Here is a 19,981-nt window from a genome sequence, read left to right as displayed (position 1 = left end):
ATTCCTGCAGCTTGCGCGGCCTCGCATATGTGTCCAGTGGGAGGAAGCTTTGAGCACGACTAACCATGATCACCACGTCTATGTCCTGATGGGCGTTTCCGGCAGTGGCAAATCCGCTGTCGCCAGCGAAGTGGCGCATCAACTGCATGCCGCGTTTCTTGATGGCGACTTTCTGCATCCGCGCAGCAATATCAATAAGATGGCCGCCGGTGAGCCGTTAAATGACGACGACCGTACACCGTGGCTCCAGGCGTTGAACGACGCCGCTTTTGCTATGCAGCGCACCAATAAAGTTTCGCTGATTGTCTGCTCCGCATTGAAAAAGAGCTATCGCGACATTCTGCGTAAAGGTAACCCGAACCTATCGTTTGTCTACCTGAAAGGGGATTTTGACCTGATCGAAAGCCGTCTGAAGGCGCGTAAAGGCCACTTCTTCAAAACCCAGATGCTGGTGACGCAGTTTGAAACGCTGCAGGAGCCAGGCGCAGACGAAGGCGATGTCTTAATCGTCGATATTGATCAATCGCTGGAAGGCGTGGTCGCGAGCACCATTGAGGTGATCAACAAAGGCAGTAACTAGTGAGTACTTTAACGCTTGTTTTAACCGCAGTCGGCTCCGTTTTGCTGCTGCTGTTTTTAGTCATGAAGGCACGTATGCATGCCTTCGTGGCCTTGATGGTGGTTTCTATTGGTGCCGGTCTCTTTTCGGGAATGCCGCTGGATAAGATCGCAGCGACCATGGAAAAAGGGATGGGCGGTACGTTGGGCTTCCTGGCGATAGTCGTGGCGCTTGGTGCGATGTTCGGCAAGATCCTCCATGAGACCGGCGCGGTCGATCAGATAGCCGTGAAGATGTTGAAATCTTTCGGCCATAACCGCGCCCATTATGCGATTGGTCTGGCCGGGCTTATCTGTGCGCTGCCGCTGTTTTTCGAAGTGGCTATCGTACTGCTGATCAGCGTCGCCTTCTCGATGGCGCGCCATACCGGTACCAACCTGGTGAAGCTGGTGATCCCGCTGTTCGCCGGCGTTGCTGCCGCGGCGGCATTCCTGCTGCCAGGACCGGCGCCGATGCTGCTGGCATCACAGATGCACGCCGATTTTGGCTGGATGATTCTGATTGGTCTGTGCGCGGCGATTCCGGGAATGATTATCGCCGGTCCGCTGTGGGGCAACTTTATCAGCCGCTATGTAGAACTGCATATTCCTGACGATATCAGTGAGCCGAGCCTCGGTGAAGGCAAGATGCCGTCATTTGGCTTTAGCCTGTCGCTGATTCTGCTGCCGCTGGTGCTGGTTGGGCTGAAAACCGTCGCCGCACGCTTTGTGCCGGTAGGCTCTACGACTTATGAATGGTTCGAGTTTATCGGCCATCCGTTCACCGCGATTCTGGTGGCCTGTCTGGTGGCGATTTATGGTCTGGCGGTTCGTCAGGGCATGGCAAAAGACCGGGTCATGGAGATCTGCGGTCACGCGCTGCAGCCGGCGGGGATTATCCTGTTGGTTATCGGGGCGGGCGGTGTCTTTAAACAGGTGCTGGTGGATTCTGGCGTGGGCCCGGCATTGGGTGAAGCCCTGACCGGTATGGGTCTGCCGATTGCCGTGACCTGCTTCGTACTGGCGGCTGCGGTGCGTATTATTCAGGGCTCTGCGACCGTGGCCTGCTTAACCGCCGTCGGGCTGGTGATGCCGGTGATTGAGCAACTGAACTACAGTGGTGCGCAAATGGCAGCGTTGTCCATCTGTATCGCCGGCGGCTCCATCGTAGTGAGTCACGTCAACGATGCGGGCTTCTGGCTGTTCGGTAAATTTACCGGCGCCACCGAAGCGCAGACGTTAAAAACCTGGACGATGATGGAAACTATCCTCGGTACCACCGGTGCCATCGTCGGTATGATCGCGTTTACGCTGCTGAGCTAAACGTTGGTCACCTCGCCCGGCTGAGCGATGCAACGCCGGGCGATATTTCCCTCCGCTATCACCCGAAATTACCTTCCTGCTGAGCGCTGCGAAAAATGTATTAATCCTCGTAAAGCCGCACCAGCTCTGGGTTTGTGCGAACCGTCCCTTCACATGTCAGTAGCCCCATTTCCGGACGATTTCATAACCCAGATCAATAAATCAGCGGCAGAAAATATTCCCTTCCCCGGGCAATATACCGATAATCTTTAGGGTTTCCTGGATGCTGCTGGCAACAGAGGTGGCGTGAATAATAAGCTGCTTTTCTGATTGCCGCGCAATCATTGATTAATTTCACTTGCGACTTTAGCAGCATTTTGTAATGTGAGGGATGATCCAGTAGGAAACTGGCTTGGCACAAACAGCACACATCTCCCAGGAAATACGTTATGAAAAATGTTGGTTTTATCGGCTGGCGCGGAATGGTCGGCTCTGTACTCATGCAACGCATGGTTGAAGAGCGCGATTTCGACGCCATTCGCCCTGTTTTTTTCTCCACCTCTCAGCTGGGGCAGCCTGCTCCTTCCTTCGGTGGTAGCACCGGCGGCACGCTTCAGGATGCATTTGATCTGGAAGCACTGAAAGCGCTGGATATTATTGTGACCTGCCAGGGCGGCGATTATACCAACGATGTATATCCGAAGCTGCGTGAGAGCGGCTGGCAGGGTTACTGGATTGATGCGGCCTCGTCGCTGCGTATGAAAGACGATGCCATCATTATTCTCGATCCGGTTAACCAGGATGTGATTACCGCAGGCCTGAACAACGGCGTGAAAACGTTTGTTGGCGGTAACTGTACCGTCAGCCTGATGCTGATGTCCCTTGGCGGCCTGTTTGCACAGGATCTGGTTGAGTGGGTTAGCGTGGCGACGTATCAGGCAGCTTCCGGCGGCGGCGCGCGCCACATGCGCGAGCTGCTGACCCAGATGGGCCAGCTGCATACCCACGTAGCGGCAGAACTGGCGGACCCGGCTTCTGCGATTCTGGATATTGAACGCAAAGTGACGTCGCTGACGCGTAGCGGCGAGCTGGCAGTCGATAACTTTGGTGTGCCGCTGGCGGGCAGTCTGATCCCGTGGATCGACAAACAGCTGGATAACGGCCAGAGCCGTGAAGAGTGGAAGGGCCAGGCAGAGACCAACAAGATCCTCGCCGCCCCGTCAGTGATTCCGGTTGATGGTCTGTGTGTTCGTGTGGGCGCCCTGCGTTGTCACAGCCAGGCGTTCACCATCAAACTGAAAAAAGATGTCTCTATCCCGACCGTTGAGGAACTGTTGGCGGCGCACAATCCGTGGGCCAAAGTGGTACCGAACGATCGTGATATTACCATGCGTGAGCTGACCCCGGCTGCCGTTACCGGCACCCTGACCACCCCAGTCGGTCGCCTGCGCAAGCTGAATATGGGGCCGGAGTATCTCTCGGCCTTCACTGTCGGAGACCAGCTCCTGTGGGGCGCTGCGGAGCCGCTGCGACGCATGTTGCGCCAGCTGGCTTAATATCCGACTCAACAACGGGAAAGGGGGTGTTTAACACCCCCTTTTTTTTGCGTAATACAAGGAGTAAACGCGGATGTTAGATTTTTTCCAACGGAGGTAACTCAGCCTTGGCTATGCTTTAAGTAAGGAACGACAACGTTGCCTTACCTGAAGGTGGGACGGAGCAGAAGGATGCACAGAGTGCTGCACCGTTCAGGTCAAAAAAAGTCGTCAGATACAGGAAATGACGGCACTTACAACAGGATGAAACCATGTCTAATCGTATCGATAGAGACGTGATTAATGCGCTTATCTCTGGCCATTTTGCGGACCCTTTTTCCGTGCTTGGCATGCATCAAACGGATGCCGGTCTGGAGGTACGTGCGTTATTACCCGATGCTACTGATGTATGGGTTATTGAGCCGAAAACCGGGCGTAAAGTTGGCAAACTGGAATGCCTCGATTCACGCGGTTTCTTTAGCGGCGTTCTGCCGCGTCGAAAAAATGCCTTCCGCTACCAGCTGGCGGTGACCTGGCATGGCCAACAAAATCTGATTGATGATCCTTACCGTTTTGGCCCGCTGCTGCAGGATCTCGACGTCTGGCTGCTCTCTGAGGGGACCCATCTGCGCCCGTATGAGACGCTGGGCGCGCATGCTGACACGATGGACGGGATCACCGGGACGCGATTCTCCGTCTGGGCACCGAACGCCCGCCGGGTTTCCGTCGTCGGCCAGTTCAACTACTGGGACGGGCGCCGCCACCCGATGCGCCTGCGAAAAGAGTCCGGTATCTGGGAGCTGTTCATCCCCGGCGCGCATAACGGTCAATTGTATAAATTCGAACTGATCGACGCCAACGGCCATCTGCGGGTGAAATCTGACCCTTATGCCTTTGAAGCGCAGATGCGCCCGGACAGCGCCTCGCTTATCTGCGGGTTGCCGGAAAAGGTCGAACAGCCGGAAGCGCGTCGCCAGGCTAACCAGTTTGATGCGCCGATTTCGATTTATGAAGTTCACCTCGGTTCATGGCGCCGCCATACCGATAACAACTTCTGGCTGAGCTATCGCGAGCTGGCTGACCAGCTGGTGCCTTATGCCAAATGGATGGGCTTTACCCATCTGGAGCTGCTGCCGGTTAACGAACATCCGTTTGATGGCAGCTGGGGCTATCAGCCCACCGGGCTGTACGCACCGACCCGCCGGTTTGGTACCCGTGAAGATTTCCGTTACTTCCTCGATGCCGCACATGCCGCTGGGCTGAACGTGATTCTGGACTGGGTTCCCGGCCACTTTCCGTCCGATGATTTCGCGCTCGCCTCGTTTGATGGTACCTCGCTGTATGAACACAGCGACCCGCGCGAAGGGTATCACCAGGACTGGAATACGCTGATCTATAACTACGGTCGCCGCGAAGTCAGCAACTTCCTCGTCGGGAATGCGTTGTACTGGATTGAGCGCTTCGGGATCGATGCGTTGCGGGTCGATGCCGTGGCGTCGATGATCTATCGCGACTACAGCCGCAAAGAGGGCGAGTGGGTGCCAAACGAGTTTGGCGGTCGGGAAAACCTCGAGGCGATTGAGTTCCTGCGTAATACCAACCGCGTGCTCGGCGAACAGACGCCGGGGGCGGTCACCATGGCGGAAGAGTCCACCGATTTCCCAGGCGTTTCCCGGCCTTCGTCGACAGGCGGCCTCGGCTTCTGGTTCAAATGGAACCTCGGCTGGATGCACGACACCCTCGATTACATGAAGCTCGATCCTGTCCATCGCCGTCATCATCACGACAAGATGACCTTCGGGATGCTCTATAACTACACCGAAAACTTCGTGCTGCCGTTGTCCCACGATGAAGTGGTGCATGGCAAAAAATCGATTCTGGACCGCATGCCCGGTGACGCATGGCAGAAGTTCGCCAACCTGCGCGCCTACTACGGCTGGATGTTTGCCTTCCCGGGCAAAAAGCTGCTGTTTATGGGGAACGAGTTTGCCCAGGGGCGGGAGTGGAACCACGATGGCAGCCTGGACTGGCATCTGCTGGAAGGTGGTGATAACTGGCACCACGGCGTCCAGCGGCTGGTGCGCGATCTAAACCATACTTATCGCCACCATAAAGCGCTCCACGAACTCGATTTTGACCCCTACGGCTTTGAATGGCTGGTGGTGGATGATCATGAGCGCTCGGTCTTCGTCTTCGTGCGCCGCGATAAAGCCGGTAACGAGATTATCGTTGCCAGCAACTTCACTCCGGTTCCGCGTCATGACTACCGTTTCGGGATCAATCAGCCTGGACGCTGGCGTGAAGAGCTGAATACTGACTCGATGCACTACCACGGTAGTAATACCGGCAACGGTGGCGTCGTGGAAAGTGATGCTATCGCCAGCCACGGCCGTGAACATTCGCTGTCAATTACGCTACCGCCGCTGGCGACCGTCTGGTTGGTACGGGAGGCACAATGACGATGCTGGCCGCCGGAAAACCCTCACCGTTAGGCGCAAGCTATGATGGAAAGGGCGTGAATTTTACGCTCTTATCCGCCCACGCTGAGCGGGTAGAGCTGTGCGTCTTTGATGCACAGGGTAATGAGCAGCGCTTTGATTTACCCGCGCGCAGCGGGGATATCTGGCACGGCTGGCTGGCGGATGCCGGGCCAGGGTTACGCTACGGCTACCGTGTTCACGGCCCGTGGGACCCGGCGCAAGGGCACCGTTTTAATCCGGCGAAACTGCTGCTCGACCCCTGTTGTCATCGGGTCGAGGGGGGGCTGCCCGATGACCCGCGGCTCCACGGCGGCGACCGCACGCCCGATCACCGCGACAGTGCAGCGATCGCCCCGAAGTCGCAGGTGGTGGATCTGCGCTACGACTGGCACAACGATACGCCGCCCCGGACGCCCTGGGGGCAGACGGTCATCTACGAAGCCCATGTGAAAGGACTGACGTGGCTACACCCGGCGCTGCCAGAGGCCATTCGTGGCACCTATAAAGCGCTGGGCCATCCGGTGATGATCGACTACTTCACCACCCTTGGGGTCACGGCGCTAGAGCTGATGCCAGTGGCGCAGTTCGCCAGTGAACCGCGATTGCAGAGAATGGGGTTGAGCAACTACTGGGGCTACAACCCGATGGCGATGTTCGCGCTCGACCCGCGCTACGCCAGCGAGCCGGAGCGCGCGCTCGACGAGTTTCGTGATGCGGTGAAAGCGCTGCATGCCGCGGGCATTGAAGTGATCCTCGACGTGGTGCTGAACCATAGTGCGGAAATTGACCTGGAGGGGCCGACCTTCTGTTTTCGCGGAATCGACAACCGTTACTATTATTGGATAAGAGACGACGGGGATTACTACAACTGGACCGGTTGCGGCAACACCCTCAATCTGAGCCAGCCTGGCACCGTGGAGTTTGCTCGTCAGTGTCTGCGCTTTTGGGTCGATGAGTGCCACGTCGACGGCTTCCGTTTCGACCTGGCTTCGGTGATGGGCCGTACCCCGCAATTTCGCCAGGATGCGCCGCTGTTTGAGGCGATTCGCCACGATCCGCAGCTTTCGGCCGTCAAGCTGATTGCTGAACCCTGGGATATTGGTGCCGGGGGGTATCAGGTGGGCAATTTCCCGCCGCTGTTTGCCGAATGGAACGATCATTTCCGTGATGTCGCAAGGCGGTTCTGGCTACATAACAACGTGTCGCTGGGCGAGTTCGCCCGGCGTTTTGCCGCCTCCAGCGATGTTTTTCAGCAAAACGGGCGGCTGCCGGCCGCGGCGGTCAATCTGGTCACCGCCCACGACGGGTTCACTCTCTGCGACTGCGTTTGTTTCAATCAGAAACACAATGAGGCAAACGGTGAAGAGAATCGCGATGGGACTAACAATAACTACAGTAGCAACCATGGTATAGAAGGGTTAGGGGGCAGTCTTGACGTGATGGAACGGCGTCGGGACAGCGTTCATGCCCTATTGTCCACGCTGCTGTTGGCACAGGGTACGCCGATGCTGCTGGCGGGTGACGAGCATGGTCATAGCCAGCATGGCAATAATAACGCCTATTGTCAGGACAATGCCCTGACCTGGCTTGACTGGAGTCAGGCCAATGGTGGACTGACCGCATTTACCGCCGCGCTCATTCATTTGCGCCGCAGCATACCGGCCTTAACCGGGAATGCGTGGTGGCAGGAAGGGGACGGCAACGTGCTGTGGCTAAACCAGAATGCGCAACCATTAACCGCTGACGAGTGGCAGCATGGCATCCCACGCCTGCAAATTCTACTCTCCGATCGTTGGCTGGTGACGCTGAACGCCACCCCGGAGGTGGCGCCAATGGAATTACCTGAGGGGGAGTGGCACGCCGTTCCTCCTTTCGCCGGAGAGGATAATCCGGTTGTCATAGCTGTCTGGCATGGGCCCGCGCACGGAGTGTGCGTATTTCAAAGGTCGTAAGCCCTGAAGCTTCCGGTTGGACTCGCGGCGGCTGCGCGGTGGGAAGGACGGGAAGACCGGGATGTAAAAAGGAGTTAATCATGGTTAGGCTTGAAAAGAATGACCCATTGATGCTGGCGCGTCAGTTGCCGATCAAAACCGTTGCGTTGATTCTGGCGGGGGGGCGCGGTACCCGGCTTAAGGACTTAACAATCAAGCGTGCAAAACCGGCCGTCCATTTTGGCGGTAAGTTTCGCATCATTGATTTCGCGTTATCTAACTGCATTAACTCAGGTATTCGCCGTATTGGCGTGATCACCCAGTATCAATCCCACACGTTGGTACAACATATTCAACGTGGCTGGTCGTTCTTTAGCGAAGAGATGAACGAATTCGTCGATTTGCTGCCGGCACAGCAGCGTGTGCATGGCGAAAACTGGTATCGCGGCACCGCGGACGCCGTGACGCAGAACCTCGATATCATCCGCCGCTATAAAGCAGAATATGTGGTGATCCTCGCCGGCGACCATATCTACAAGCAAGACTATTCCCGCATGCTTATCGACCATGTCGAAAAAGGGGCGCGCTGCACCGTCGCCTGTATGCCGGTGCCCATCGAAGAGGCATCCGCCTTCGGCGTGATGGCGGTGGATGAGAGCGACAAAATCATCGAGTTCGTCGAGAAACCGGCCAACCCGCCGGCCATGCCAAGCGATGCGAGTAAATCGCTGGCCAGCATGGGGATCTATGTCTTTGATGCGGATTATCTTTATGAGCTGCTGGCGGAAGACGATAACGACGAAAATTCCAGCCACGATTTCGGTAAAGATATTATTCCTAAGATCACCGAAGCTGGCATGGCTTATGCACATCCTTTCCCACTTTCCTGCGTGCAATCTGACCAGGATGCGGAACCGTACTGGCGTGATGTGGGAACGCTGGAAGCCTACTGGAAAGCGAACCTGGACCTGGCTTCGGTGACGCCGGAGCTGGATATGTATGACCAGAACTGGCCGATTCGCACCCATATGGAGTCTCTGCCGCCGGCGAAGTTTGTGCAGGACCGTTCCGGCAGTCACGGCATGACGCTGAACTCCCTAGTGTCGGGCGGCTGTATTATCTCCGGCTCCGTGGTGGTGCAGTCGGTGCTGTTCCCGCGCGTGCGCGTGAACTCATTCTGTAACATTGATTCGTCAGTCTTATTGCCAGAAGTATGGGTGGGGCGCTCATGCCGTCTGCGCCGCTGTGTAATCGATCGTGCCTGTGTCATTCCTGAAGGGATGGTGATCGGTGAACATGCGGAAGAAGATGCGCGTCGGTTCTACCGCTCAGAGGAAGGTATCGTGCTGGTTACGCGTGATATGTTGCGGAAGTTGGGGCATAAACAGGAGCGCTAATGCAGGTCTTACACGTATGTTCGGAGATGTTTCCGCTGTTAAAAACCGGCGGCCTGGCAGATGTCATCGGCGCGCTGCCTGCGGCACAAATCGCGGAAGGTATAGACACGCGTGTGTTGTTACCGGCCTTCCCTGATATCCGTCGTGGAGTGACCGATGCGCAGGTAGTGACGCGCCGGGATACCTTCGCGGGTCGTATGACGCTGCTGTTCGGCCATTTTAACGGCGTGGGGATCTATCTGATCGATGCCCCACATCTCTACGACCGCCCTGGGAGCCCTTATCACGATACCCATCAGCATGCTTATACCGACAACGTACTGCGTTTTGCGCTGCTGGGATGGGTCGGCAGCGAAATGGCCAGCGGGCTGGATCCTTTCTGGCGTCCCGATGTTGTGCACGCCCATGACTGGCATGCGGGGCTGACGCCCGCCTATCTGGCGGCACGCGGACACCCGGCGAAATCGGTCTTTACGGTGCATAACCTGGCCTATCAGGGGATGTTCTACTCCTGGCACATGAATGATATCGAACTGCCCTGGTCGTTCTATAACATGCATGGCCTCGAGTTCAACGGGCAGATCTCGTTCCTGAAAGCGGGACTCTATTATGCCGACCACATTACGGCAGTGAGCCCGACCTACGCGCGCGAGATCACCGAGCCACAATACGCCTACGGCATGGAAGGGCTGCTGCGTCAGCGCCAGCACGAAGGGCGGCTCTCGGGGATTCTTAACGGGGTAGACGACCGTATCTGGAACCCGGAAAGCGACCTGCTGCTGGCCGCGCGTTATGATCGTGACCGCCTTGAAGAGAAAGCAGAAAACAAACGTCAGCTGCAGATTGCGATGGGGCTGAAGGTCGATGACAAAGCGCCACTGTTTGCCGTCGTCAGCCGCCTGACCAGCCAGAAAGGGCTGGATTTGGTGCTGGAAGCGCTGCCGGGCCTGCTGGAGCAGGGCGGGCAACTGGCGCTGCTGGGGGCGGGCGATCCGGTACTGCAGGAAGGTTTCCTGGCCGCGGCGGCGGAACATCCGGGGAAAGTTGGCGTGCAGATCGGTTATCACGAGGCCTTCTCCCACCGCATTATGGGCGGTGCCGACGTGATTCTGGTTCCCAGCCGTTTTGAACCCTGCGGCTTAACACAGCTGTATGGCCTGAAGTACGGCACGTTGCCGTTGGTCCGTCGTACCGGCGGCCTGGCGGATACCGTCACCGACAGTTCACTGGAAAACCTCGCCGATGGCGTGGCCAGCGGTTTTGTGTTCGAAGACAGTAATGCACTTTCGCTATTACGGGCCATTCGACGCGCCTTCGTGCTGTGGTCGCGCCCGTCGCTGTGGCGATATGTGCAGCGCCAGGCGATGAATATGGATTTTAGCTGGCAGGTTGCCGCGAACTCCTATCGCGAACTTTATCAACGCTTGATGTAACCACAGGAGTCATTGCGATGAATGTACCCTTTAGCTATGCATCACCCACGCTGAGCGTTGAGGCGTTAAAGCACTCTATTGCCTACAAGCTGATGTTTATCATCGGCAAAGATCCGGCTATCGCCAATAAACATGAGTGGCTCAACGCCACCCTGTTTGCCGTCCGCGACCGGATGGTTGAGCGCTGGTTACGCTCCAATCGCGCGCAGCTTTCTCAGGAGGTTCGCCAGGTTTACTACCTGTCGATGGAATTCCTGATTGGTCGCACCCTCTCTAACGCGTTGTTGTCACTGGGCATCTATGAGGATGTGAACAATGCGCTGGAAGAGATGGGGCTCAATCTGGAAGAGCTGATTGATGAAGAGAACGACCCGGGCCTCGGCAATGGCGGCCTGGGGCGTCTGGCGGCCTGTTTCCTCGACTCTCTGGCGGCCTTAGGTCTGCCGGGACGGGGCTACGGGATCCGTTATGACTACGGGATGTTTAAGCAAAACATCGTGGACGGGCGGCAGAAAGAGTCACCAGACTACTGGCTGGAGTACGGTAACCCGTGGGAGTTTGAACGCCACAATACGCGTTACAAAGTGCGCTTTGGCGGGCGCATTCAGCAGGAAGGTAAACAATCCCGCTGGGTAGAGACCGAAGAGATCCTTGCGGAAGCGTACGATCAGATTATCCCGGGCTTCGACACCGACGCCACCAATACCCTACGGCTGTGGAGCGCGCAGGCCAGCAGCGAGATCAACCTCGGTAAATTTAACCAAGGCGATTACTTTGCTGCGGTAGAAGATAAAAACCACTCGGAAAACGTCTCCCGGGTGCTGTATCCGGATGACTCGACCTATTCCGGACGCGAGCTGCGCTTACGTCAGGAGTATTTCCTGGTTTCCGCCACGGTGCAGGATATTCTCAGCCGTCACTATCAGCTGCATAAAACCTACGCCAACCTGGCGGCGAAGATTGCGATTCACCTCAACGATACCCACCCGGTGCTGTCGATTCCGGAACTGATGCGCCTGTTGATTGACGAGCATAAATTCAGCTGGGACGAGGCCTTCGAAGTCACCTGCCAGGTGTTCTCCTACACCAACCATACCCTGATGAGCGAAGCGCTGGAGACCTGGCCTGTCGATATGCTCGGGAAAATCCTGCCGCGACACCTGCAGATTATCTTTGAGATCAACGACTATTTCCTGAAGACGCTTCAGGAGCAGTACCCTAGCGATACCGGGCTGCTGAGCCGTACGTCGATTATCGATGAATCTAACGGTCGTCAGGTGCGCATGGCGTGGCTGGCGGTGGTGATTAGCCATAAAGTGAACGGTGTTTCCGAGCTGCACTCACGGCTGATGGTGGAGTCTTTATTTGCTGACTTCGCGAAAATCTTCCCGATGCGCTTCACCAACGTTACCAACGGCGTGACGCCACGGCGTTGGCTGGCGCTGGCGAACCCGCCGTTATCGAAGGTGCTGGATGAGCACATTGGCCGCACCTGGCGTACCGATCTGAGCCAGTTGAAAGAGCTGGAGCAGCATATCGACTACCCGACGGTGAACCTCGCCGTGCGTCAGGCGAAGCTGGAGAACAAGCAGCGGCTGGCGAACTACATTGCCCAGCATCTGAACGTGGTGGTGAACCCGAAAGCGCTATTTGATGTGCAAATCAAGCGTATCCACGAGTACAAGCGCCAGCTGATGAACGTGCTGCACGTAATTGCGCGCTATAACCGTATCAAGGCCGATCCTGACGCCGAGTGGGTGCCGCGGGTGAATATCTTTGCCGGGAAAGCCGCATCGGCCTACTACATGGCGAAGCACATTATTCATCTTATTAACGACGTGGCGGCGGTGGTGAACAACGACCCGCAGATTGGCGATAAGCTGAAAGTGGTGTTTATCCCGAACTACAGCGTCAGCCTCGCGCAGGTGATCATTCCGGCAGCCGATCTTTCCGAACAGATTTCGCTGGCGGGAACCGAAGCATCCGGGACCAGTAATATGAAATTCGCGCTGAACGGCGCGTTGACTATTGGGACCCTGGACGGCGCCAACGTCGAGATGCAGGAGCACGTCGGAGAGGAGAATATCTTTATCTTCGGCAATACCGCAGAAGAGGTGGAGGCGCTGCGCAGGAGCGGCTATAAGCCACGTGAGTTCTACGAGCAGGATCCGGAACTGCATCAGGCGCTGACGCAAATCGGCACCGGTGTGTTTAGTCCTTCAGAGCCGGGGCGCTATCGTGACCTGCTGGATTCGTTGATTAACTTTGGCGACCACTATCAGGTGCTGGCGGATTACCGTAGCTACGTAGATTGCCAGGATAAAGTCGATGAGCTGTATCGTCATCCGGAAGAGTGGACCATGAAAGCGATGCTTAATATCGCCAATATGGGCTATTTCTCCTCCGACCGTACGATTCAGGAGTATGCCGACCATATCTGGCATATCGACCCCGTCCGGCTGTAGCCGTTCGTGCACTAAAACACACGGGGCCAGATGGCCTAATGCTGGTCACTTAAGGTGACCAGCATTTTTTTATGGTGTATCACGGGTCCGGTCAGCTGCTTAGGACGCCAGAGAGAGTTCAGTCTTTCCCACGCGCTGCGCCAGCCATTCAGCGATCCGCGCCTGCTGCTCGTCGTTCAGCCACATCCCCTGTTTCGTCCGACGCCAGATGGCATCGTCAAGGCTGCGTACCCATTCATGCTCGACCAGGTATTTTAGCTCGGCTGCGTAAAACTCATGGCCAAAGTCTTCACCCAGATCGTTCAGCGAGGACGCACCGGAGAGGATCAGTTCGCTGTTGCTGCCGTAGGTGCGGGCATAGTGGCGCGCCATGGATTCGCTGATAAAGGCGAAGCGGCGACGGAGTTTCGCTGCGTAATCATCCCGGTCACCGCCGATATCACCGCCGGGTAACACGGCAGTTTTGGTCCACGCCGGACCGATCCCTTTATAGTATGGCGTCAGTTTTTCCAGCGCGTGTTCGGCCAGCTTGCGATAGGTGGTCAGCTTACCGCCAAACACCGACAGCAGCGGTGCCTGACCATTTTCATCATGAATATCAAGGGTATAATCGCGGGTGATGGCCTGCGGTGAATCCGATTCATCATCACACAGCGGGCGGACGCCGGAGTAGGTCCAGACGATATCGTCGCGCGACAGCGTTTTCTTGAAGTGGGCGTTGTAGGCCTTCAGCAGATAGTTTATCTCGTTGTCATCGATCGCCACTTTTTGCGGATCGCCGTTGTACTCCACGTCGGTGGTGCCGATGATCGAGAACTCATCCATCCACGGGATGACGAAGACAATACGCTTATCTTCGTTTTGCAGAATGTAGGCCTGCTTCTGGGTATGCACCCGCGGCACCACGATATGGCTGCCTTTGATCAGGCGGATGCCGTACGGCGAGCGTAGCTGCATACCGTCGTCAAAGAACTGTTTGACCCACGGGCCGGTCGCGTTGACCAGTCCCCGGGCCTGCCAGGTAAATTTCTCGCCGGTATCGATATCCTCGGCTTCAACAATCCACAGACCGTTTTCGCGTTTTGCCGAGAGAGCCCGGGTACGGGTACGGACCTCGCCGCCTTTGCGTTCCACCATCTGTGCGTTAGCCAGTACCAACCGCGCATCGTCGACCCAGCAGTCAGAATATTCGAAACCGCGCACAATTTCAGGTTTAAGCACTGATTCTGCGCCAAATCGCAACCCGGTTGAGCTGGGTAAACTGGTGCGTTTACCGAGATGATCGTACATAAACAGACCCACCCGGATCATCCAGGCCGGGCGCAGGTGCGGGCGATGGGGCAGGCGAAAACGCATCGGGAAGGCGAGATGCGGCGCCATTTTTAGCAGCACTTCGCGCTCGGCCAGCGCTTCGCTGACCAGGCGGAATTCGTAGTGTTCAAGGTAGCGCAGCCCGCCGTGAATCAGCTTTGAGCTGGCGCTGGAGGTGGCGCAGGCGAGATCGCGTGCTTCCAGCATCAGGACGGATAAACCACGCCCGGCGGCGTCTGCCGCGATACCGGCACCGTTGATGCCTCCCCCTATCACAATCAGATCTTTGGTTTCCACGTTCGCTACCTCTGGCACTTTCGTTTAAGCTCACAAATGTTCGATATCGCTCAATATAGCAAACAAACGCGCCTTTGGTAACATCAAAAAAACATTTCAGAGTGATGCATGTAACATATTGGTGTTTAATTGCCGTCTGACGGTAAACTAGGCAGTAGAATCATGGCCGGTTACCGCCCGTAAAAACCCCTGCTATATATAGAGAACAGAGCACATGGACCACTTTGAATGTATCAACGTAGAAGAAGCGCACCAGAAACTGCATCAGGCGATGGCGGTGCTGGTGGATATTCGCGACCCGCAGAGCTTTGCGATGGGGCACACGCCGGGCGCGTTTCATCTGACCAACGATACGCTGGGCGCGTTTATGCGCGATAACGATGTTGAAACCGCAGTGATGGTGATGTGCTACCACGGCAACAGCAGCAAAGGCGCCGCGCAGTATCTACTGCAGCAGGGCTATGACAAGGTCTACAGCGTGGATGGCGGTTTTGATGCGTGGCATCGCCACTTCCCGGCGGAAGTGGAGCATGGCGCGCTGTAAGCGTCTTTTCCTGGCCAGCCGTCGGCTGGTCGATGCCGTTGATAAGGTGCGGCACTCTCTTGCTGGCTGATGCTGTCTCAAGGCCATAAGCGCGACGGCCCCGTGGCGTCAGTGGCGTACATCTCCTGCAACTCGACGGGTTTAGTGTATATACTAGCCCCCTTTGTGTGGAATAAGCGACCCGCTGTATGTTAATGATTACCTCTTTTGCTAACCCGCGTGTGGCCCAGGCGTTTGTCGACTATATGGCGACGCAAGGCATTATCCTGACCATTCAGCAGCATGAGCAGAGTGATGTCTGGCTGGCTGATGAGAGCCAGGCCGGGCGGGTGCAGACTGAACTGGCTCGCTTTCTGGAAAACCCGGCCGACCCGCGCTATCTGGCGGCCAGCTGGCAGTCCGGACACACCAACAGCGGTCTGCGCTACCAGCGCTTTCCCTTTTTTGCCACCCTGCGCCGTAACGCCGGACCTTTTACGTGGGCGGTGCTGATCGCCTGTATTCTGGTCTTTGTGCTGCAAAATCTTATCGGCGACCAGCCGGTGATGTTGCTGCTGGCCTGGCCGTATGATCCGTCACTGAAATTTGAGGCCTGGCGCTACTTTAGCCATGCTTTCATGCACTTCTCGCTGATGCATATTCTGTTCAACCTGCTATGGTGGTGGTACCTCGGCGGCGCGGTGGAAAAACGTATTGGCACCGGCAAGCTGGTGGTCATCACCGTGATTAGCGCCCTGTTGAGCGGGTTTATCCAGCATCAATATAGCGGTCCCTGGTTTGGCGGTTTGTCCGGCGTAGTCTATGCGTTGATGGGCTATGTCTGGCTGCGGGGCGAGCGGGATCCGCAAAGCGGCATCTATTTACAGCGCGGCCTGATCCTCTTCTCTTTAGTATGGTTAGTGGCTGGATGGTTTGATGTTTTTGGCATGTCGATAGCGAACGGCGCGCACGTGGCAGGTTTGTTGACCGGGCTGGCGATGGCGTTTGTCGATACTCAGCATGTGCGAAAGCGAACATAGCGCCTCTTCACCGGGCTCTCTGTGAAGTGAGTCTTATAATCCCAGGGATATTTCATGAAACAAACACAACGTCATGACGCGATTATCGAGCTGGTAAAAAAACAGGGATATGTCAGTACGGAAGAACTGGTCGAGCAGTTTGCCGTCAGCCCGCAGACCATTCGTCGTGACCTGAATGACCTCGCTGAACAGAAGATGATCCTGCGTCATCACGGCGGTGCGGCGCTGCCGTCCAGTTCGGTGAACACCTCGTGGCACGACCGAAAAGCCACCCAAACGCAGGAAAAAGAGCGCATTGCCCGTAAGGTGGCAAGCCAAATTCCCGACGGCGCCACGCTGTTTATTGATATTGGCACCACCCCGGAAGCCGTCGCGCACGCGCTGCTGGAGCATAACGATCTGCGTATCGTCACCAATAACCTCAACGTCGCCACCACGCTGATGGTGAAAGAGGACTTCCGCATTATTCTGGCCGGTGGCGAGCTGCGCAGCCGTGACGGGGGCATTATCGGCGAAGCGACGCTGGATTTTATCTCCCAGTTTCGCCTGGATTTCGGCATTCTCGGCATCAGTGGCGTTGACAGTGACGGTTCACTGCTGGAGTTTGATTACCATGAGGTGCGGACCAAGCGCGCGATCATTGAAAACTCGCGCCATGTGATGCTGGTAGTGGATCACTCGAAGTTTGGCCGTAACGCGATGGTGAATATGGGCAGCATCAGCATGGTCGATGCAGTCTACACCGATGTGATGCCGCCGGCAGGCGTGCTGAAGGTCATTACCGAGAATAACGTTCAGCTGGAACTGTGCTAAACGGCGTCAGACGCCGTATCCCATCATTTTAAGCAACCGCTGGGCATGCTGAACGGCATCCTGGCGGTGTGCGACTCCCAGCTTCTGATACAGATTACGAATATGGGTTTTAATGGTCGTGGCCGCAACGTCCAGTTCACCCGCGATCTGCTCATTGCTATAGCCGGAGTAGATAAGCCCTAATACCTGCCATTCGCGTTGGGTCAGCGGGCTGGTGCGGATCAGCTCCGGGACTTCCGGGTGGCTCAGCAGGCGCTCGACAAAGCCTTCATCAAAGTGAGCAAATTTATGGCGATGGTGCTGGTTAATATCGCGCAGGATGCGCTGGGCGCGGTGCTGCTCCAGCTCTGGCAGGGTATTTAACTGGATAAGCTGACGCAGCTGCTGCGCCATGGCTTCGCCTTCAATCACAAAGTGATTAATAAACCCGGTGCGGTTAGCGAGGGCCAGCGCTTCAAGCAGCACTTTTTGCGCTTCGCCTTTGCGTCCCGCCTGCCAGTACAGCTGGTTGAGCAGCAGCAGGTTGCGGTTGATATCGCTCATCAGGCGCAGCGAACGCGCGTTGTCGTTTAACTCTTCCAGTACCATTTCCGCCGAGTCAAAATCACCCAGCAGGATCTGCGCCCGGGCAATGTTGCGCCACTGGCTTTGCAGGAAGTGGTTATTGGCAAATTCTGGTTTTGGCGTCTGGCGCAGCCAGTTGGCCGCCGCGGCTTTGTCGCCGACCATCTGCCAGTAGATCACCCGGACCTTGTCGGCGTTCGACACCCAGTCGCTATGGTAGTGACCGTTGCCGAGCAGGTTTTCCAGACGATTGAGATGGCTGCGGGCGTTATCCAGATCCCCGCGCGCCAGCGAGCACTGGACCATCAAGGCCAGGCATTGCAGCTGCTGTTGCGGCTGATAGGTCGCCAGCACTTCCATCCCGCTACGGGCTGAGGCTTCTGCTTCGTCCAGACGCGCCCATGCCCACAGCAGCTGCGCACGAATACGCAGCAGGAACTCATGCATCGGTAGCTGTTCGAGATGCTGTTCCCGGATCAGCTGGAAGGCTTTCTCTTGAACTTCCCACGCGGCTTGCAGGAAGCCCTGGGCAAACAGAATTTCACTTTGCTGGATCATGCTCCACAGCGCGTAGTGCCAGATATCGTGGCGACGGGCCATCTGTTCCGTCTGCTGCATCACCGCCAGCGATTTACTCAACTGGCCTTTGCAATGCAGGACTTCACCGTGCACCGAAGTGGCGACGATGCGGCTGTAGTAGCTGGCCAACGGCAGCTCGTCGAGGGCGACCATTGCCAGACGCTCAGCCTCTTCCTGATCGCCGGCGTTAATGGCCACCTGCGCGCGCAGGGCGTTGAAATCGCCATGCATGGCGGTATCCAGCTTAATATCCATCTCCTGCTCGGCACGGGCCAACAGAGTATTGACTTCGCTGTAGCGGTGCTGGCTTTGCATCAGCCAGGCCTGCAACAGAATCAGGCGCGGGTTTTCCAGCAGGCTTGACCACGGCAGCGCCGCCAGCGACTGCTCAAGCAGCCCCAGCTCGCTGTGGTTAAACATGCCCCAGGCGTGATTGAGCAGGATATCGCGCAGCATTTTTGCATCGCCGGCCGCCAGTGCATGATGGATAGCTTCGCTCGGGAAGCCGAGCGCCATCCAGCCTTCTGCGGCGGAGCGATGGATTTCAGGGAGTTCGGTTGCCAGTTCCCACTGGCAGCGCTGACGCAGGAAGTTGCCGAAAAGAGGGTGATAGCGGAACCATTCACCGGAATCATCCATCCGCTGCATGAACAGGCCCTGACGTTCAATCTCTTCCAGCTGCATCTGGCCGTTATCTTCACCGGTCACGCGCACGATAAGCGCATCGTTCATTGAACGTAGCAGCGAGCTTTTCAGCAGGACATTGCGCGTCCGGGCATCGACATTATCCAGCACCTCATCCACCAGGTAATCGGACAGGTGGCTGGCGTTAATACCGGCCAGACGTCGGGCGGAGTGGTGAGCGGAGGAGTTGTTCTGGCGTGCAGACAGGGCAATCAGCTGCAGTGCGGTTGCCCAGCCGGCGACATCGTCACACAGCCGGCGGCTGTCTTCTGCTTCAATCGGTGACGTCAGGCGACAGTCGAAAAATTGTTTGGCTTCCTGATGGGTGAACGCCAGCTGTTGGCTGCCGATCTCCAGCAGTTGATCGCGGACCCGCAGGTTGGCAATGCCAAGCTGCGGCAGGTTACGCGAGAGCACCACCAGGGTCATATTTTCGGGTTGGTGGCGCAGGAAGAAGCGCATCGCATCATGAATCACCGGGTTGTTGATCAGGTGATAGTCATCGATGATCAGGTACAGCGGATGCTGCCAGCTGGCAAGTTCAATAAACAGCTGCGCGAAGAGCGAGGGGAGGCTGGCATACTGGCGCTTCTGCACCATCGCCTCGCTGGCGGCGCAGTGCCCACCGGTAGCCTGCTGAACGGAGGCGATCAGATAACTGGCAAAACGTTCCTGTTGGTTGTCGCCTTCATCGAGCGAGAACCACCCAAGTTCTTTTTTCCCCGCCGCCCACTGTGAGATGAGCGTGGTCTTGCCATAGCCTGCCGGGCTGGTGACCAACACGAGACGGTAATTGTTCGCGCCGGAAAGTTTCGCCAGTAATCGCTCGCGAACCACAGTGTGTTCAAGGCGGACTGGACGACCTAATTTAGACGGAATCAACATAGTTAATCATTTCGCTGTGCAAGAGAGGTTTGCGATTTTTTTTGCGCTTCGTAATTAATGACTATTAAGGTCGGCGATTATGAAAGTTATTGCAAGTTATGTCCGAATTTTATGCTCTTGAATTTGCACCAGGTCACAAATTCCT

The 19,981-nt window shown here is 56.6% G+C and carries 13 protein-coding genes; 11 read left to right on the top strand and 2 right to left on the bottom strand.

What is annotated here, in order from left to right; translation table 11 throughout:
* Positions 1-49: 49 nt before the first annotated feature.
* The 8 genes from gntK to glgP all read left to right on the top strand — a co-directional run bounded on the left by gntK (position 50) and on the right by glgP (position 13,140).
* Complete coding sequence (gntK, locus tag ACMYSO_RS12195; protein WP_434670636.1) at positions 50-580, top strand: gluconokinase; 531 nt, start codon at positions 50-52, stop codon at positions 578-580.
* A complete protein-coding gene (gene gntU / locus ACMYSO_RS12190; RefSeq protein ID WP_123757302.1) occupies positions 580-1,920 on the top strand; it encodes a gluconate transporter in 1,341 nt (446 codons plus the stop codon). The genes gntK and gntU overlap by 1 nt, the downstream gene beginning before the upstream one ends.
* A 428-nt stretch (positions 1,921-2,348) precedes the next feature.
* Positions 2,349-3,455, top strand: coding sequence for an aspartate-semialdehyde dehydrogenase (asd, locus tag ACMYSO_RS12185; protein ID WP_154144988.1), 1,107 nt, complete (start codon positions 2,349-2,351; stop codon positions 3,453-3,455).
* 251 nt (positions 3,456-3,706) lie between these two features.
* A complete protein-coding gene (glgB, locus tag ACMYSO_RS12180; protein ID WP_434670634.1) occupies positions 3,707-5,893 on the top strand; it encodes a 1,4-alpha-glucan branching enzyme in 2,187 nt (728 codons plus the stop codon).
* Positions 5,890-7,866, top strand: a complete 1,977-nt coding sequence (gene glgX / locus ACMYSO_RS12175; RefSeq protein ID WP_434670633.1) for a glycogen debranching protein GlgX — start codon at positions 5,890-5,892, stop codon at positions 7,864-7,866. Before glgB ends, glgX begins: the two co-directional genes overlap by 4 nt.
* An 80-nt stretch (positions 7,867-7,946) precedes the next feature.
* Positions 7,947-9,242, top strand: a complete 1,296-nt coding sequence (gene glgC / locus ACMYSO_RS12170; RefSeq protein WP_434582701.1) for a glucose-1-phosphate adenylyltransferase — start codon at positions 7,947-7,949, stop codon at positions 9,240-9,242.
* The gene (gene glgA / locus ACMYSO_RS12165; protein ID WP_434582702.1) at positions 9,242-10,675 is read left to right on the top strand and encodes a glycogen synthase GlgA; all 1,434 of its coding nucleotides are present in this window, start codon (positions 9,242-9,244) and stop codon (positions 10,673-10,675) included. Before glgC ends, glgA begins: the two co-directional genes overlap by 1 nt.
* A 17-nt stretch (positions 10,676-10,692) precedes the next feature.
* Positions 10,693-13,140, top strand: coding sequence for a glycogen phosphorylase (gene glgP / locus ACMYSO_RS12160; protein ID WP_434670632.1), 2,448 nt, complete (start codon positions 10,693-10,695; stop codon positions 13,138-13,140).
* A gap of 99 nt (positions 13,141-13,239) precedes the next feature.
* Here glgP and glpD read toward each other — a convergent pair whose 3' ends face one another.
* Positions 13,240-14,748: a glycerol-3-phosphate dehydrogenase gene (gene glpD / locus ACMYSO_RS12155; protein ID WP_434670631.1), complete on the bottom strand. Its 1,509-nt coding sequence runs from the start codon at positions 14,746-14,748 to the stop codon at positions 13,240-13,242.
* A 214-nt stretch (positions 14,749-14,962) separates the two neighbouring features.
* Between glpD and glpE the strand changes: the two genes are divergently transcribed.
* The 3 genes from glpE to ACMYSO_RS12140 all read left to right on the top strand — a co-directional run bounded on the left by glpE (position 14,963) and on the right by ACMYSO_RS12140 (position 17,124).
* On the top strand, positions 14,963-15,292 hold the full coding sequence (gene glpE, locus ACMYSO_RS12150) for a thiosulfate sulfurtransferase GlpE (protein ID WP_123757310.1): 330 nt from the start codon (positions 14,963-14,965) through the stop codon (positions 15,290-15,292).
* A gap of 188 nt (positions 15,293-15,480) precedes the next feature.
* Positions 15,481-16,311, top strand: coding sequence for a rhomboid family intramembrane serine protease GlpG (gene glpG / locus ACMYSO_RS12145; RefSeq protein WP_434582706.1), 831 nt, complete (start codon positions 15,481-15,483; stop codon positions 16,309-16,311).
* 54 nt (positions 16,312-16,365) lie between these two features.
* Complete coding sequence (locus tag ACMYSO_RS12140) at positions 16,366-17,124, top strand: DeoR/GlpR family transcriptional regulator (RefSeq protein WP_434582707.1); 759 nt, start codon at positions 16,366-16,368, stop codon at positions 17,122-17,124.
* Positions 17,125-17,130: 6 nt separating this feature from the next.
* On the opposite strand, the gene malT is transcribed toward ACMYSO_RS12140, so the two are convergent.
* The gene (gene malT, locus ACMYSO_RS12135) at positions 17,131-19,836 is read right to left on the bottom strand and encodes an HTH-type transcriptional regulator MalT (protein ID WP_434670629.1); all 2,706 of its coding nucleotides are present in this window, start codon (positions 19,834-19,836) and stop codon (positions 17,131-17,133) included.
* Positions 19,837-19,981 lie beyond the last annotated feature (145 nt).

The organism is Klebsiella sp. B345, from assembly GCF_051131735.1.
Classification (GTDB): Bacteria; Pseudomonadota; Gammaproteobacteria; order Enterobacterales; family Enterobacteriaceae; genus Klebsiella.
The sequence above is the reverse complement of the archived record's forward strand: the minus strand, read 5'-3'. Positions and strand labels throughout refer to the sequence as shown.